The sequence below is a fragment of the Sphingomonas sp. CARO-RG-8B-R24-01 genome, from assembly GCF_022662295.1.
GTDB lineage: Bacteria > Pseudomonadota > Alphaproteobacteria > Sphingomonadales > Sphingomonadaceae > Sphingomonas.
This window is the reverse complement of sequence record NZ_JAKNQI010000011.1, coordinates 142,050-158,607: the sequence shown is the minus strand read 5'-3', so window position 1 is coordinate 158,607 and position 16,558 is coordinate 142,050. Positions and strand designations below refer to the sequence as shown.

The following is a 16,558-nucleotide window of genomic DNA, read 5'->3' as shown; positions in this document are numbered from 1 at the left end:
AACCCTGTCCCGAGGAGAGCCGTAGCATGACCGAAGCCACCGCCCCGTTCGACGTGCTGATCGTGGGCGCGGGCCATGGTGGCGCGCAGGCGGCGATCGCGCTGCGCCAGCGCAAGGTCGACGGGACGATCGCGCTGCTCGGCGACGAGCCCGAGCTGCCCTATGAACGCCCGCCGCTGTCGAAGGACTATCTCGCCGGGGACAAGCCGTTCGAGCGGATCCTGATCCGGCCCGCCGCCTTCTGGGCCGACCGCGCGATCACGCTGTTGCCGGGGCGCACGGTGGTCGCGGTCGATCCGGCGGCGCACTGTGTCACGACCGCGGACGGCGCGACGATCGGATATCGCTCGCTGATCTGGGCGACGGGCGGCGCGCCCCGCCGGTTGAGCTGTGCCGGGCACGATCTGCGCGGTGTCCACGGCGTCCGCACGCGCGCCGACGTCGACCGGATGATCGCGGAGCTTCCCTCCGTATCGCGGGTGGTCGTGGTCGGCGGCGGCTATATCGGGCTGGAGGCGGCGGCGGTGCTGACCAGGCTCGGCAAGCAGGTCACCGTGCTGGAGGCGGCCCCGCGTGTGCTGGCGCGCGTCGCGGGTGAACCGCTGTCGGCCTTTTACGAGGCCGAGCATCGTGCCCACGGCGTCGACCTGCGGACGGGTGTGACGGTGACCGCGATCGAAGGGCGGGATGGCGCGGCGACCGGGGTTCGGCTCGGCGACGGGACGGTCGTGCCGGGCGAGATGGTCGTGGTCGGGATCGGGATCGTTCCCGCGGTCGCGCCGCTGTTCGCGGCGGGCGCAGAGGGCGGCAACGGGGTCACGGTCGATGCGTTCTGCCGCAGTTCGCTCCCCGACGTATTCGCGATCGGCGATTGCGCCGCGCATGCGAACGGGTTCGCCGACGGTGCGGTGATCCGGGTGGAATCGGTCCAGAACGCCAACGACCAGGCGACCACGGTCGCGCGACTGCTGAGCGGCGAGGCGGCGCCCTATGATGCCGTGCCGTGGTTCTGGTCGAACCAATATGATCTGAAGCTCCAGACCGTCGGGCTGTCGACCGGCTATGACGCGACCGTCGTGCGCGGCGATCCGGCGACGCGGAGCTTTTCGGTGGTGTATCTGCGCGACGGCGCGGTGATCGCGCTCGACTGCGTCAATGCGACGCGCGACTATGTGCAGGGCCGCGCGCTGGTGGTGGCACGCGCGGTGGTGGATCCTGCGCTGCTGGCGGATGCGGCCGTGCCATTGAAGGAGATGCTGGCGGCGTGATACGCCCGTCGCCCCGGCGCAGGCCGGGGCTTCTGCGAGAGTCGCTATACCCCCCTCCCGTCACCCTGGCGCAGGCCGGGGCCGCGATCGTATTCTGCGTATCGGCGGTTCCGCGACCAACGTGCCGGCCCCGGCCTCCGCCGGGGTGACGGGCGTCAGCTTTCGAGCTTGTCCGCCAGTTCGGTCAATGAGTCGGCCGCAAAGTCCCAGTCCTGCGCCGCCCGACGATCCGGCTTGGGTGCCCCGCCCAGTTCGAGCGGCCGGTCGACGTAAGCGGTCCGCAATCCGCACGCGCGCGCCGCCGCGAGATCGCTGTGATGCGCCGCGACCAGGCAAAGGTCCTCCGGTGCGATGCCGAGGATGTCGGCGGTGCCGAGATATGCCTGGGGCAACGGCTTGTAGACTTCCGTCGCCTCGGCGCCGAGGATCGCATCCCACGGCAAGCCGCCGAAGCGCGCGAGGTGGAGCATCAGCGCGACATTGCCGTTCGACAGCGTGACGATCGGAAACCGCGCCTTCAACCGGGTCAGCCCCGCGACCGAATCCGGCCACGGATCGAGCCGTCGCCACGCCAGCGCGAAGTCGGCGACGCGTTCGGGATCGGCAACGATCCCGTGATCCGTAAGCAGCGTCTCGAGGGTCTCGCGGTTGAGCACGTCGAGCCGGGTATAGGGGCGCTGGCCGGAGCGGCACTCCTCCATCGCCGGCTGATACAGCCCGCGCCACTGGTCGGCGAAGGCGTGCGGGTCGATCCCCGTAACCCCCGCCGCCGCGAAGAACGCGCTCGCCTCGCGCGCGATACTCGTCCGCCAGTCGACGACGGTCCCGAACACGTCGAAGGCGAGTGCCTTGATCACCCCGCGACGATCTCGCGCAACGCGGCGGCGAGCCCGCGCGTTTCGGTTTCGGTGCCGATCGTCATGCGCAGCCCGTTGGCGAGCCCCTGCCCCGGCAACCAGCGCACGATATAGCCGCGCTCGAGCAGCGCCTTGTACGCGGTCTCGGCGGTGACGCTGCCTTCGAACAGGACGAGCACGAAGTTCGCCTCGCTCGGGACGGGACGGAGGCCGGCGTTGCCGAGCTTCGCCATCTCGTCGGCGAACCACGCACGCCACACGCGATTATGCTCGCGCGACTGGGCGATAAAATCCGCCGCGCCGAGTGCGGCGATCGCCGCCTCCTGCCCTGCGGTGGTGCAGCAGAACGGCGCGCGGATACGGTGCATCGCGGCGATCGCCTCTTCCGAGCCATAACCCCAGCCGATCCGCTCGGCGGCGAGGCCGTGGATCTTGGAGAAGGTGCGCGTGACGATCACGTTCGGCTGGGTGCGCGCGAGCTCGAGGCCGCCGTCGTCGTCCTCGGGCGCGAGATATTCGGCATAGGCCTGGTCGAGCACGAGCATGACGTGGCTCGGGAGCGCGGCGTGCAGGCGGGCGATCTCGTCCTTGCGCGCGAAGGTGCCGGTCGGGTTGTTGGGGTTGGCAACGAACACGACACGCGTCCGGTCGGTGACGCAGGCGAGGATCGCGTCGACGTCGGTCGCATGGTCCTTGTCGTCGGCGGTGACGAGCGTCGCGCCGACGCGGCGGGTCGCGATCTCATAGACCGCGAAACCGTAGCGGACCTGGATCACCTCGTCGCCGGGGCCGGCATAGGCGCCCGCGATCAGGTGGAGCACTTCGTCCGACCCGGTGCCGTAGATGACGCGCGCGGGGTCGAGATCGTGATGCGCCGCAATCGCCTCGCGCAGCGCGATCGCGCCCGCATCGGGATAGCGCGCGAGGTCGCCCGCGTGGCGCGAGAAGGCGGCAACCGCCTGCGCGCTGGTGCCGAGCGGGTTCTCGTTCGACGATAGCTTGATCACGGGGGCATCGCCATCCGTGGTCGAGCGACCCGGGACATAGGGAGCGATGGCCATGACCCAGGCCTTGGGAAGCGGTGCGTTCATGGAGAGCGCGTTAGCGTTTGGCGCGCGGGATGGGAAGGGTTGGGCGGTCGCACGGAGACGGATACGTTAGATCGCCCTTACCGAAACAGGTGGCGCCCCGGCGAAGGCCGGGGCCCCGTCGCGGGCCGTCGATCGGCGCATGCTGCGCTTCGTTACGGCGATCTTCGCGACTGGGCCCCGGCCTCCGCCGGGGAAGTGCTTTTGGAGAGAACCGACCTTACGACCGCGGACGCCGCGTCGCGCCCCCCGCCGGACGCAGCGTCGGGCGTGGTGCATGGCGGACCGGCGCGGGGCCGTTCGCGCGACGTGGGGCGCGTTCGGCCTGTTCGGGGCCGCCCTGGACCGCCTCGAACTGGACCGCGCCTTCGGCTTCCTGGCCTTCGGTGCGCTTGACCGCGGACATGAACTTGCTCGCGATCGCGCTCGGCACCTGGAACATCGTCTCGTTCGCGGCGATGCGGATTGCACCGACCTCGTTCTTGGTGATGTGCCCGCGACGGCAAATCAGCGGCAGGATCCAGCGCGGATCGGCATTCTGGCGACGTCCGATGTCCATGCGGAACCAGACGACGTCGTCGAAGCCATCGCGATGATGCTCCTTCCCCGCCTCGCGCGACGACCCGGCACTGCCGCTCGCCTCGATCATCTCTTCGGGCGCGGGCATCCGCGCACGATAGCTGCGAACGAGCGCAGCCGCGATCTCCTCGGGGCTCTTCTTCTCGAGCAGCTGTGCACCCAATGCGCGATCGTCCTCGTCGATCTCGACGTCTTCCATCAGCATCGTCATCAGGCGCGACTTGTCGGCCTGACGGATGTCGTCGACGGTCGGCGCGTTCATCCATTCGACCGCGATCCGCGCGCCGCGCAGCATCATCTCGACGCGGCGCTTGCGCTGATACGGCACGATCAGGATCGCAGTGCCCTTCTTGCCCGCACGACCGGTCCGACCCGAGCGATGCTGGAGCGTCTCGGCGTCGCGTGGCAGCTCGACGTGGATGACGAGGCTGAGCGACGGGAGATCGAGCCCGCGCGCGGCGACGTCGGTCGCGACGCAGACGCGCGCGCGCTTATCCCGCAAAGCCTGCATCGCGCTGTTGCGCTCGTTCTGGCTATGCTCGCCCGACAGCGCGACCGCGGCGAACCCGCGCTCGATCAGCCCGGCATGGAGATGGCGGACATTGTCGCGGGTCGCGCAGAACAGGATCGCGGTCTCGGCTTCGTGGAGACGGAGCAGATTGACGACGGCGTTCTCGATATCCGCGGGCGCGACGGTGACCGCCTGATAGCTGATGTCGCCGTGACCACGGTCCTCGCCGACGGTCGAGATGCGCAGCGCATCCTTCTGGTAGCGCTTCGCCAGCGCGACGATCGACTTGGGCATCGTCGCCGAGAAGAGCAGCGTGCGCCGACCCTCGGGCGAGGCGTCGAGGATCAGCTCGAGATCCTCACGGAAGCCCATGTCGAGCATCTCGTCGGCTTCGTCGAGGATGACCGCCTTGATGTTGGACAGGTCGAGCGCGCCGCGCTCGATATGATCGCGCAGGCGGCCCGGCGTGCCGACGACGATATGCGCGCCGTGGCTGAGCGAGCGCCGCTCGCGGCTGGCGTCCATGCCGCCGACGCAGGTCGAGATGCGCGCGCCGGCCTTGGCGTAGAGCCATTCGAGCTCGCGGCTGACCTGGAGCGCGAGTTCGCGCGTCGGTGCGATCGCGAGCGCAAGCGGCGCGCGCGGCGGGGGCAAGCGACCTTCGTCTTCGGTCAGCAATTGCGGGGCGATCGCGAGGCCGAAGGCGACGGTCTTGCCCGAGCCGGTCTGCGCGGACACGATCAGATCGCGGCCCTCGGCCTGCGGTTCGATGACCGACGCCTGGACGGGGGTGGGGGCGGCATAGCCACGGGCGGAGAGCGCTTCGGCAAGAAGCGTGGGGAGATGTGTAAAGGGCATGGTATTCCGAATATGGGGGCGGCGGGGGCGCGCGCCAAATCAGGCCCCTAGCACGGGCGTGCGGAAAATGCACGGGGGGTGTGGAAAAGGGGTTTTCTTGTGGTTTGTCGGGCAGCGTGATGCGGAGAGCGACCCACCCCCGGCCCCTCCCTTCCAGGGAGGAGAGTTACGTTGGCTTTTTCTTCCTCCCCTCCCTGGAAGGGAGGGGTTGGGGGTGGGTCGCCCCGAGGCGGTCGGCGACCGCGATCAGGATCGCTTCGGCGACGCCGTCGGGATTCGCAACGACGTCCGAATTCCAGAAGCGGAGCACCGACCATCCGATGCGCTCGAGAAATTCGGTGCGTTCGGCGTCACGGGCCGACTCGATATGCTGGCTGCCGTCGAGCTCTACCGCCAGTCGAACGCTGCGGCAGGCGAGATCTAGGATGGCGTGGCCCACTACCAATTGCCGTGTAAATCGCGGGCGGTAGGACCGTAGCCGAAGCCAGATCAGCCGCTCAGCCTCGGTGGCGTTGGTCCGCAAGTCACGGGCGCGGTCTGTCATGAGGGGCGGGACGCGCGGCATATCGCGAGACTGGCGGTGGAAAATACGGAGAGCAACCCACCCCCAACCCCTCCCTTTCAGGGAGGGGAGAAGGACGACCGCCGCGCACACCTCCCCTCCCTGGAAGGGAGGGGCTGGGGGTGGGTCGGTTCGAGGCAGCGTGCGCCCGTTGCCTAAAGCGCCATCCCAGCCGCCCAGCCGCTCGCCCACGCCCACTGGAAATTATACCCGCCAAGCCACCCGGTCACGTCGACCGCTTCGCCGATCGCATACAACCCCGGCACCTTGCGCGACTCCATCGTCTGCGAGGAAAGCTCCGCCGTGGAAATCCCGCCAGCCGTCACCTCGGCCTTGGCGAACCCCTCGGTGCCATTCGGCGTGAAGCGCCAGTCCGCGAGCTGTCGCGCGGCCGCGTCGATCGCCTTGTCGGTCGACGCCCCCATCTCCCCCTCGACCCCGAGCCGGTCCGCGAGCGTCTCCGCCAGCCGCCCGGGCAAATGGTTCGACAAGGCCGACGCCAGCGACACGCGCGGGCGCGCATGTTTCGCCGCGACCAGCCAGCCCGGCTTGAGCGCAGGCAGGAAGTCGATCCCGACCGGCTCGCCGTGCCGCCAATAGGACGACACCTGGAGGATTGCGGGGCCGCTCAGCCCCTTGTGCGTGAACAAGGCCGCCTCGCGGAAGTGCGTCTTGCCGACCTTGGCGACCACCTCGGCGGCGACTCCCGAGAGCGAGCGGAACAGCGTTTCCTCGCCGCCGAGCGTGAGCGGCACCAGCGCGGGGCGCGGTTCGACGATCTTCATCCCGAAGCGGCGGCCGAGATCATAGGCGAAGCCGGTCGCGCCCATTTGCGGGATCGACGGGCCGCCGGTGGCGATCACCAGCGCGGGCGCGGTCGCCGTGCGTGCGCCGACGCTGACGCGATACTGCCCATCGGCATGCTCGACGTCCCGCACCGCGCCGCCGAGCGCGATCTCGACCGCGCCCCCGTCCCGCGCGGCTGCATCGCATTCGTCCTGGAGCATCGCGACGATCTGCCTGGCCGAACCGTCGCAGAACAATTGCCCGAGCGTCTTCTCATGCCAAGCGATCCCGTGGCGATCGACCAGCGCGATGAAATCGGCGGCGGTGTAGCGCCCGAGCGCGGACTTGGCGAAATGCTTGTTGGCGGAGATGTAGCGGTCGGGCGCAGTGTTGACGTTCGTGAAATTGCACCGCCCGCCGCCCGAGATCAGGATCTTTTTGCCGATCTGGTCGGCATGGTCGATCAACAGCACGCGCCGCCCGCGCTGCCCCGCGATCGCGGCGGTCATCAGCCCGGCCGCGCCGGCGCCGAGGATGATGGCATCATAGGTTTGGGGAGAGGTCATGTGGGCTGCCATAGAGCCGGCGGGCTGGAAACAGAACCCGGTGCGTTTGGGACGTGGGCCAGCCCGACCCGCCCCCGCCGTCATGCTGAACTTGTTTCAGCATCCACCTTTCCTCTCGGGCAGCCAGCCATTGTGGCACGGTGGACCCTGAAACAAGTTCAGGGTGACGCCGGCTTTGGAGTGCCCTCCCGCCCCTTCGGAAATACGCTCGCCCTCGCACAAACAAACGGAAGCTCTTTACGCCACGACGCCTCCCCCTCTACAACCCCACCATACCCGATCCTCGAAAGGTCCCCCGTCATGCGTGAAGCCGCGATCGTTTCCACTGCCCGGACGCCGATCGGCAAGGCGTATCGCGGTGCGTTCAACGTGACCGAGGCGCCGGTGCTCGCCGCGCACGTGATGAACGCCGCTGTGACCCGCGCCGGGATCGACCCCGCGCGGATCGACGAGATCTTCTGGGGCGTCGGCAACCAATGGGGCAGCCAGGGCGGCAACGCGGGGCGGATGGCGACCTTCGCCGCGGGGCTGCCGCAGACCGTCCCCGCCTTCACGCTCGATCGCAAATGCGGCTCGGGGCTGACCGCGATCGCGCTCGCCGCGCGGTCGATCCTGTGCGACGAGATCGACGTCGCGCTCGCGGGCGGGATGGAATCGGTGAGCCTTACCGTCACCAGGGATGCGCCGCGTTTCGTCAACAGCTCGGTCACCGACCGCGAGCCAGCCGCTTACATCCCGATGATCGAGACCGCCGAGATCGTCGCGCAACGCTACGGGATCACCCGCGCGGCGCAGGACGCCTATGCGGCGCAGAGCCAGCAACGCGCCGCGCGCGGGCTGGAGACGGGCGCGTTCGTCGAGGAGATCGCGCCGATCACGGTCGAGAAGGCGCTGTTCGACAAGGCGGGCACCCGCACCGGCAGCGAGACCGTCACCCTCGCGCAGGACGAGGGCATTCGCCCGGGGACGACGCTGGAAGCGCTGTCGGGGCTCAAGACGGTGTGGCCGGGGGGCGCATTCACCGGTCCGGGCGAGACGATCACCGCGGGCAATGCGAGCCAGCTCTCGGACGGCGCATCGGCGCAGATCGTGATGGATCACGCCACCGCCAAGGCAGAGGGCCGCGACGTGCTCGGGCTGTACCGCGGGTTCCAGGCGGCGGGGTGCGCGCCCGACGAGATGGGGATCGGCCCGGTCTTCGCGATCCCCAAGCTGCTCGCGCGCGCGGGGCTGAGCGTCGCGGATATCGGGTTGTGGGAACTCAACGAGGCGTTCGCCTCGCAATGCCTCTATTGCCGCGACACGCTCGGGATCGATCCGGAGAAGTACAACGTCAACGGCGGCGCGATCGCGATCGGGCATCCATTCGGAATGACCGGGTCGCGCCTCGTCGGCCACGCGCTGATCGAGGGGCGCAAGCGCGGGGTGCGCTGGGTCGTGGTCTCGATGTGCACCGCGGGCGGGATGGGCGCGGCGGGATTGTTCGAGATCGTGTAGCGCGCCAGCCCGACCCGCGACCACCCCGACGAAGACGGGACGTCTGCGAAACTTGGGTTACCGACCGGTCATCCCCTGTTTTCCCGCGAAGGCGGGAATCCAGAGCCCAGCAGAACAACGATTTACAGTTCTCGTGACTCCTGGACTCCCGCCTTCGCGGGAGAACACCTATGGTCTCGCGAAGGCCGGGGCCGTGTGGTTATCGGGCGCGACGGAGTGCCGTATCGCCGGTCGCGGGCGCCGGACATGGCGGCCCCGGCCTTCGCGAGACCTCTGCGAAAGTCGCTCTGTTGCCCCTTCCCGTCACCCCGGCGCAGGCCGGGGCCGCCATGTAAGGGGGCAAAACCGGTGATACCGCACCCGGCCGCCTCGCCGCGCCCGGATAATTACACGGCCCCGGCCTTCGCCGGGGTGACGGATGTGGGATCGAGCGACTTTCGCAAAGGTCTCGCCTCCGCCTGGGTAACGCGTTCAGCTACTCCAGTCTCCCCTCACTCCGCCAGCCGCGTCTCGATCCGCGGGTCGCCTGCGAGCGTGCGATGCACCGGACATTTGTCCGCGATCGCCAGCATTCGTGCGCGCTGTGCGTCGGTCAGCGCGCCTTGCAGCGTCACCACCCGCTCGAGCACTTCGATCTGCGGCCGCCCGCCCGCCGCCGCGGCGCAATCATCGGCGTGATGGCGGCGGTGGTGCAACGTCACCGCGACACCGTCGAGCGGGATCCCCTCGTTCGCCGCGACCAGCCGGAGCGTCATCGCGGTGCATGTCCCCAGCGCGGCGAGCAGCAGGTCGTACGGCGTCGGCCCGAGATCGCTCCCGCCCGTCCTGAGCGGCTCGTCCGCAAGGAAGCTGTGCCCCGCCGATTCGACGATCTGGACGAACTTCGCCTCGGTCGAGCTCACGCGGACATGGCCCTCGGGCACCTCCCCCACCGGCATCGCCGCGCCGAGGAACGGCTGGACCCAGGCGGCGATGAGCTGCGCGGCGTAGCTCGCCTGCGCGGGATCGGTCAGCAGATGGTCCGCGCCGTCGAGCGCGACGAAGCTCTTGGGGTGTTTCGCCGCCTCGAAGATCGCGCGCGCATTCTCCACCCCGACGGTCGCATCGGTCGCCGAATGCAGCACGAGCAGCGCGCGCTTGAGATGCGCGAGCCGGTTCGCCTGGTCCTGCCCCTCGACCGAGGCGAGGAACTCGCGCCCGATCCGGAACGGCCGCCCGCCGATCGACACCTCGCGCGGGTCGTCGGCAAGGTCGTCCGCCCCCTTGATGAGATGCAGCACGTGGCGCGGATCGAACGGCGCGGCGATCGTCACCACCGCGCGCGCCGCCGGGATATGCTCCGCCGCCGCGATCACCGCCGCGCCGCCGAGCGAATGGCCGATCAGGATGTCGGGCGCGCCGATGTCGCCCGCGAGGAAATCCGCCGCCGCGACCAGATCCGCGACGTTCGCGCTGAAGTGGCTATCGGCGAAGGCGCCCTCGCTCGCGCCCAGTCCGGTGAAATCGAACCGCAGCGTCGCGATCCCCTGTTCGGCGAGCGCGAGACTGACGCGGCGCGCGGCATGGCTCTGCGCGGTGCAGGTGAAGCAATGCGCGAACAGCGCGACCGCGCGCACCCGCCCCGGCGGGCGCTCGAGCGATCCCGCCAGCATCACGCCTTCCGCATTGGGGAACCGAACCTCGCGCTTCATCGTCTGTCTCCGTGCCGGCGGGACGATTGCCCGCACCCGGCGCGCGCTCTATCATGCGCGGGCACATCGGGGGAAATCGCAAGGCGCACGGCACGACGTTGATCACCGGCGCGTCCGCCGGCCTTGGCGAACGCTTTGCGCTCGCGGTCGCGGCGACGGGGGAAAACGTGATCCTGGTCGCGCGCCGTACCGACCGGCTCGAGGCGCTCGCGCAGCGGATCCGGGTCGAGCATCAGGTCGCCGCCGACGTCATCGCGAGCGATCTCGCCGCGCCGGGCGCGCCCGAAGCGCTGATCGCCGAAGTCGCGCGGCGCGGGCTTGCGGTCACCACGCTGATCAACAACGCGGGCTATGGCGCGCGCGGCGCGTTCGCCGAACTGGATGGCGCGATGCAGGCGCGGATGATCGACCTCAACTGCCGCGCGTTGGTGGAATTGTGCCATGCGGTGCTGCCGGGGATGCTCCAGCGGCGCGACGGCGCGATCCTCAACGTCGCCTCGACCGCGGCCTTTCAGCCGGGGCCGTGGATGAGCGTCTATTATGCGACCAAGGCGTTCGTGCTGAGCTTTTCCGAAGGATTGCACGAGGAAGTGAAGGCGGGCGGCGTGCGCGTGTCGGCCCTGTGCCCCGGGCCGACGCGGACCGAATTCGCCGAGGTGGCGGACATGGGGGATAGCGAGCTGTTCAAGCGGTTCGCGACCGAGCCCGACGTGGTGGTCCGCGACGGGCTGCGCGCGCTGGCGGCGAACCGCGCGGTCGCGGTTTCGGGGCTGCTCAACAGCGTGATGGCGGGCGCGATCCGCTTCACGCCGCGCGGCGTGGCGCGATCGATGGCGGGGTCGTTGCAGAAGACGCGGGGAAGTAGGGGTTCCTCTCCTACCTCCCCCGCGCAGGCGAGACCCCCGGAAAGTCAGTTTGTGTCCCCCGCTTGCTGTTTTCCCGCGAAGGCGGGAATCCAGGGCCAAGCAAAACGCCATCTTACAGCTCTCGAGACTCCTGGGCTCCCGCCTTCGCGGGAGAACACTTGTGCCTCCGCGGGGATGACGGAATTTGGCGAGGGCAAGGCGCGCCTGTGCCCTGCCCCGCCCGCGCCCCTCAGTTCGCGAAGAGCAGGACCGGCGTTTCCAGATACTTGCGCAGCGCCTGGACGAAGCTCGCGGCGTCCCAGCCGTCGACCACGCGGTGATCGCAGCTGATCGACAGGTTCATCAGCTTGGCGCGCACGATCTCGTCGCCGACGAAGATCGGGCGTTCGACGATCTTGTTCGGACCGATGATCGCGACCTCGGGGCGGTTGATGACCGGCGTCGTCGCGATCCCGCCGAGCGGACCGAGCGAGGTGACGGTCAGCGTGCCGCCACCCATTTCGCTGGGCGCGAGCTTGTTCGCGCGGGCGGCTTCGGCGAGGCGCACGATCTCGGTCGCGAGCTGCCAGACGTTGCGGTCCTGCGCGTCGCGGATGACGGGGACGGTGAGGCCCGCGTCGGTCTGCGTCGCCATGCCTAAGTGCACGCTGCCGTGGCGCGTGACCACGCCCGCCTCGTCGTCATAACGCGCGTTGAGCATCGGGAAGGCCGGGATCGTCTTGCAGATTGCGACGATCAGCAGCGGGAGCAGCGTCAGCTTGGGGCGTCCGCCGCGGTTGGCGTTGAGGTCCGCGCGCATTGCCTCCAGCGCGGTGACGTCGATCTCGTCGACATAGGTGAAGTGCGGGATCGCGCGCTTCGACGCGGCCATGTTCTCGGCGATGCGGCGGCGCATCCCGATGACCTTGATCGCCTCGTCCGCGCGGGCGTTGGAGGCGTGTGGGGCGTGATAGCCCTGTGCGCCGCCGTAGCGGAGGAAAGCGTCGAGATCGCTGTGGCGGATGCGGTCGCCTTCGGCCTTGATCTGGGAGAGGTCGACGCCGAGGTCCGCCGCGCGCGCGCGGACCGCGGGAGACGCGAGAACGCTCTTCTTCTCGTGATCTTCCTTCCCCGGCGAAAGCCGGGGCCCAGTCGCGGAGGTCGAGGTTGGTGAGGACGGCGCTTCGTTACCAGCCGGCCTCGACTGGGCCCCGGCCTCCGCCGGGGAAGAAAAAGAAGCGGACGAGGGAGAAGAAGTGACCTCCTCCACCCCCGGATTCTCCGCCTCATATTGCTGCGCGACCTCGACCTGCTCCGCGCTCGCCGGTGCGGCCTTCAGCTCCGCCGGTTCGTCGCTCCGCAACGCAGGCGCTTCCTCGGCGGAAACGTCGGCATCGGTCTCGATCACCACCAGCGCCGCGCCGATCGACACCTGGTCGCCGACTTCGCCTGCGAGTTCGACCACCACGCCCGAGACGGGCGATTCCATCTCGACGGTCGCCTTGTCGGTCATCATGTCGGCGACCTGCTGGTCCTCCTCGACGCGTTCGCCGACCTTTACGTGCCAGGCGACGATCTCAGCCTCGGAAATGCCTTCGCCGATGTCGGGGAGCTTGAAGGTAAAGCGTGCCATTATGCGTCCTTCATGATCTTCTTGAGCGCCTCGCCGATCCGGACCGGACCCGGGAAATACGCCCATTCAAGGCTGTGCGGATAGGGCGTGTCGAACCCGGTGACGCGCTCGATCGGCGCTTCGAGGTGATAGAAGCAGCGCTCCTGCACCTGCGCCGACAGTTCCGCGCCGAACCCGCTGGTCCGCGTCGCCTCGTGGATGATCATGCAGCGCCCGGTCTTCTCCACCGATGCCGCGATCGTCTCGATGTCGAGCGGCACCAGCGTGCGCAGATCGATCACTTCGGCGTCGACGCCCGCTTCCGCGATCACCGCGAGCGCGACGTGGACCATCGTGCCATAGGCGAGGATCGTCAGCGCTTCGCCGGGCCGCACGACCTTCGCCTTGCCGAGTTCGATCTTGTAATAGCCGGTCGGCACCTCGCCCGCGGGATGCTGCGACCAGTTCTGCGTGGGCTTGTCCCAATGGCCGTCGAACGGGCCGTTGTAGATCCGCTTGGGCTCGAAGAAGATCGTCGGATCATTGTCCTCGATCGCCGCGATCAGCAGGCCCTTGGCGTCATAGGGGGTCGAGGGGATCACCGTCTTGACGCCCGAGATGTGGGTGAAGATTCCCTCGGGGCTCTGGCTGTGCGTCTGCCCGCCGAAGATCCCGCCACCGAACGGCGAGCGCACCGTGATCGGCGCGGTGAATTCCCCCGCCGAACGATAACGCAACCGTGCCGCTTCGCTGACCAACTGGTCGAGCGCGGGGTAGATGTAATCCGCGAACTGGATCTCGGGGACCGGGCGCAGGCCGTACGCGCCCATGCCGACCGCGACGCCGATGATGCCGCACTCGGTGATCGGCGTGTCGAACACGCGGGTCTTGCCGTATTTGCTCTGGAGCCCAGCGGTCGCGCGGAACACGCCGCCGAAGTAGCCGACGTCCTCGCCCATCACGACGATGTCGGGGTCACGGTCCATCATCACGTCCATGGCGGAGTTGATCGCCTGGATCATGTTCATGCGAGTCGATTCAGTCATGCTGCTGCACCCGCCGCGACTGCGGCTCTGAAAACCTTCTTCGTGGCTTTGTGGCTTTGTGCGAGAAATTTTGACTCGCACGAAGACACTAAGCCACGAAGAAAGAAGGAGGACATGGTGGCTGCGCCGCTGGGCCGGGCACCCATCACTTGCGCGCCCATGGGCGGCCGCTGGCGGTTTCCTCGGCGATCATTTGCGCCTGCTGTTCCTTGAGATGCCACGGCATCTCCTCGAACACGCCGTCGAACAGCGAGTCGAGCGGCTGGTGCAGGCCGTGGCCGAGCACGCCGTTGGCTTCGGCCTGCTTCTGCGCGGCCTTGACCATTTCGGCCAACTCCTTGTCCTGCGTCGCGTGGCGCTCCTCGTCCCATTCGCCGAGCGCGATCAGATGCGCCTTCAACCGCGCGATCGGGTCGCCGAGCGGCCATGCGGTCGGCTCGCCCGCCGAGCGATATTGCCCCGGATCGTCCGAGGTCGAATGACCTTCGGCGCGATAGGTGAAATGCTCGATCAGCGTCGGCCCCTGATTGGTCCGTGCGCGCTCCGCCGCCCAGGCGGTCGCGGCATAGACCGCGAGCGCGTCATTGCCGTCGACCCGCAGCCCTGCGATCCCGTAGCCGACCGCACGTGCCGCGAAGGTCGTCGATTCGGCGCCCGCAAAGCCTGAGAAGGACGAGATCGCCCACTGGTTGTTGACGACGTTGAAGATCACCGGCGCGCGATAGACACTCGCGAAGGTGCAGGCGGAGTGGAAGTCGCCCTCGGCGGTCGAACCCTCGCCGCACCAGGTCGCCGCGATCCGCGTGTCGCCCTTGGCCGCGCTCGCCATCGCCCAGCCGACCGCTTGGGGGTATTGCGTGGTGAGATTGCCCGAGATCGAGAAGAAGCCGGCTTCCTTGACCGAATACATGATCGGCAACTGCTTGCCCTGCAACCGATCCGCGCTGTTCGAATAGATCTGGTTCATCATGTCGACCATCGACCAGTTGCGCGCGATGAGCAGGCCCTGCTGGCGATAGGACGGGAAGCACATGTCCTCGTAATCGAGCGCATAGGCCGCCGCGACCGCGACCGCCTCTTCGCCGGTGCACTTCATGTAGAAGCTCGTCTTGCCCTGCCGCTGCGCGCGGAACATGCGTTCGTCGAACGCGCGGACCTGCGCCATGCTGCGCAGCATCGCGCGCAGCGTATCGGGGGAGAGCCGCGGGTTCCACGGGCCGACCGCCTGGCCATCCTCGTCGAGCACGCGGACGAGTTGATACGCCAGATCGGTAAAGCTCTGCGCCGCATCGCCAATGTCGGGGCGGCGGGTTTCGCCCGCTGCGGGAATCGGAACCTGCGTGAAGTCGACCGCGTCGCCGGGCCGGAACTTGGGCTCGGGCACATAGAGCGACAGCGGTGGCAGGTTCTTCTTCAGATGGGCCGGGACCGGGTCGCGTGCCATATACTCTCCAAGCGGACGCCTCTCCGGCCGATGGCCAGCGGGCAGATTCGTTCTATGCGCGGCGTTGTTATAAAATTTCGCGGGGCTTGGCGAGGGGGTCTGCGCCGGGTGACGCAAATTCCGTGGGTTCCGTCGCTTTTCCGGTCTTCTTTATTCCTTCCCCAGCGAAGGCCGGGGCCCAGTCGAGGGCGCGTTGTTGTCTGACGCTGCGCAAGATTACAGCAACCTGCGCTACTGGGCCCCGGCCTTCGCCGGGGAAGAAATGAGGGATGAGATGAGGGAAGAAAAGGTAGCGCCTCGCCCCCTTACCCCACCGTCTGTTCGATCACCCCGAAGATCGGGTGCCGCTTGTCGTCCTCGGCCCAGATCCGCACGGTATCGCCCGCCTTGAGGAACGGCGTCTTCGCGCCCCCCTCGAGGATCGTCTCCACCGTCCGCACCTCGGCGAGGCACGCATAGCCGACGCCGCCCGCCGCGATCGGCTTGCCCGGTCCGCCATCCGAATCGCGGTTGGAGACCGTCCCCGACCCGACGATCGTCCCTGCCCCCAGCGCGCGCGTCTTGGCGGCATGCGCGATCAGCGTGCCGAAATCGAAGGTCATGTCCTCGCCCGCCGCGACTCGCCCGAACGGCTGGCCGTTGAGGTCGATCATCAGCGTGCGGTGGAGCTTGCCGTCCTGCCACCAGTCGCCGAGCGAGTCGGGCGTGACGAACACCGGCGAGAAGGCGCTCGCTGGCTTGGACTGGAAGAAACCGAAGCCCTTGGCGAGCTCGCCCGGGATCAGATTGCGGAGCGAGACGTCGTTGGTCAGCCCGACCAGCCGCACCGCCGCCAGCGCGTCCTCGCGGCTCGCGCCCTGCGGCACGTCGCCCGTCACGACGACGACTTCGCCCTCGAAATCGCAGCCCCAGCTTTCGTCCGCAAGCGGGATCGCATCGCGCGGGCCGAGGAACCCGTCGGACCCGCCCTGATACATCAGCGGATCGTGCCAGAAGCTGTCGGGCATCTCCGCCGCGCGCGCCTGCCGCACCAGGGCGACGTGGTTCACATAGGCCGAGCCGTCCGCCCACTGATACGCGCGCGGCAGCGGCGCGGCGGCGGCATGTTCGTGGAACCGCCGCATCGGGATCATCTCATGCTCGAGATCGGTGCTGAGATTCGCGAGATCGGGGGCGAGCCGGTCCCAGTCATCGAGCGCCGCCTGCAGCGTCGGCGCGATGTGGCTGGCGTCGGCATACCAGGCGAGATCGTTCGACACGACGACGAGGGCACCGTCGCGGCCGGACTTGAGGCTTGCCAGTTTCATGAACTCTCCTGCGATTTTCCCCTAGCATACCCCCCTGCCCG

Annotated in this window: 13 protein-coding genes; 3 read left to right on the top strand and 10 right to left on the bottom strand. The window is 68.5% G+C overall.

What is annotated here, in order from left to right; all coding sequences use genetic code 11:
- Positions 1 to 26: 26 nt before the first annotated feature.
- Positions 27 to 1,268, top strand: a complete 1,242-nt coding sequence (locus L8G49_RS19155; protein WP_242187396.1) for an FAD-dependent oxidoreductase — start codon at positions 27 to 29, stop codon at positions 1,266 to 1,268.
- 155 nt (positions 1,269 to 1,423) lie between these two features.
- Here L8G49_RS19155 and L8G49_RS19150 read toward each other — a convergent pair whose 3' ends face one another.
- From L8G49_RS19150 to L8G49_RS19130, 5 genes are all read right to left on the bottom strand, one after another.
- The gene (locus L8G49_RS19150) at positions 1,424 to 2,125 is read right to left on the bottom strand and encodes a haloacid dehalogenase type II (RefSeq protein ID WP_242187395.1); all 702 of its coding nucleotides are present in this window, start codon (positions 2,123 to 2,125) and stop codon (positions 1,424 to 1,426) included.
- The gene (gene hisC / locus L8G49_RS19145; protein ID WP_242187394.1) at positions 2,122 to 3,216 is read right to left on the bottom strand and encodes a histidinol-phosphate transaminase; all 1,095 of its coding nucleotides are present in this window, start codon (positions 3,214 to 3,216) and stop codon (positions 2,122 to 2,124) included. The genes L8G49_RS19150 and hisC overlap by 4 nt, the downstream gene beginning before the upstream one ends.
- Before the next feature lie 217 nt (positions 3,217 to 3,433).
- Positions 3,434 to 5,161 carry a DEAD/DEAH box helicase gene (locus L8G49_RS19140; protein ID WP_242187393.1) on the bottom strand — a complete coding sequence of 576 codons (1,728 nt, stop codon included), beginning with the start codon at positions 5,159 to 5,161 and terminating at the stop codon, positions 3,434 to 3,436.
- 166 nt (positions 5,162 to 5,327) lie between these two features.
- Positions 5,328 to 5,726: a DUF559 domain-containing protein gene (locus L8G49_RS19135; protein ID WP_242187392.1), complete on the bottom strand. Its 399-nt coding sequence runs from the start codon at positions 5,724 to 5,726 to the stop codon at positions 5,328 to 5,330.
- A gap of 152 nt (positions 5,727 to 5,878) precedes the next feature.
- Complete coding sequence (locus L8G49_RS19130) at positions 5,879 to 7,075, bottom strand: NAD(P)/FAD-dependent oxidoreductase (protein WP_242187391.1); 1,197 nt, start codon at positions 7,073 to 7,075, stop codon at positions 5,879 to 5,881.
- 300 nt (positions 7,076 to 7,375) lie between these two features.
- On the opposite strand from L8G49_RS19130, the gene L8G49_RS19125 reads away from it, so the two are divergent.
- Positions 7,376 to 8,572 carry an acetyl-CoA C-acyltransferase gene (locus L8G49_RS19125; protein ID WP_242187390.1) on the top strand — a complete coding sequence of 399 codons (1,197 nt, stop codon included), beginning with the start codon at positions 7,376 to 7,378 and terminating at the stop codon, positions 8,570 to 8,572.
- A 491-nt stretch (positions 8,573 to 9,063) separates the two neighbouring features.
- On the opposite strand, the gene L8G49_RS19120 is transcribed toward L8G49_RS19125, so the two are convergent.
- Positions 9,064 to 10,263, bottom strand: a complete 1,200-nt coding sequence (locus L8G49_RS19120) for a bifunctional alpha/beta hydrolase/OsmC family protein (RefSeq protein ID WP_242187389.1) — start codon at positions 10,261 to 10,263, stop codon at positions 9,064 to 9,066.
- Positions 10,264 to 10,316: 53 nt separating this feature from the next.
- On the opposite strand from L8G49_RS19120, the gene L8G49_RS19115 reads away from it, so the two are divergent.
- The gene (locus L8G49_RS19115; RefSeq protein WP_242187388.1) at positions 10,317 to 11,459 is read left to right on the top strand and encodes an SDR family oxidoreductase; all 1,143 of its coding nucleotides are present in this window, start codon (positions 10,317 to 10,319) and stop codon (positions 11,457 to 11,459) included.
- Here L8G49_RS19115 and L8G49_RS19110 read toward each other — a convergent pair.
- The 4 genes from L8G49_RS19110 to L8G49_RS19095 all read right to left on the bottom strand — a co-directional run bounded on the left by L8G49_RS19110 (position 11,359) and on the right by L8G49_RS19095 (position 16,517).
- Entirely contained in the window at positions 11,359 to 12,741 is a 1,383-nt protein-coding gene (locus L8G49_RS19110; protein WP_242187387.1) for a dihydrolipoamide acetyltransferase family protein, read from the bottom strand. The two genes, L8G49_RS19115 and L8G49_RS19110, sit on opposite strands and share 101 nt — an antisense overlap.
- Entirely contained in the window at positions 12,741 to 13,748 is a 1,008-nt protein-coding gene (locus L8G49_RS19105; RefSeq protein WP_010162350.1) for an alpha-ketoacid dehydrogenase subunit beta, read from the bottom strand. Before L8G49_RS19105 ends, L8G49_RS19110 begins: the two co-directional genes overlap by 1 nt.
- A 163-nt stretch (positions 13,749 to 13,911) precedes the next feature.
- Positions 13,912 to 15,210: a 3-methyl-2-oxobutanoate dehydrogenase (2-methylpropanoyl-transferring) subunit alpha gene (locus L8G49_RS19100; protein ID WP_242140293.1), complete on the bottom strand. Its 1,299-nt coding sequence runs from the start codon at positions 15,208 to 15,210 to the stop codon at positions 13,912 to 13,914.
- Between the two features lie 305 nt (positions 15,211 to 15,515).
- On the bottom strand, positions 15,516 to 16,517 hold the full coding sequence (locus L8G49_RS19095; protein ID WP_242140292.1) for a fumarylacetoacetate hydrolase family protein: 1,002 nt from the start codon (positions 16,515 to 16,517) through the stop codon (positions 15,516 to 15,518).
- Positions 16,518 to 16,558 lie beyond the last annotated feature (41 nt).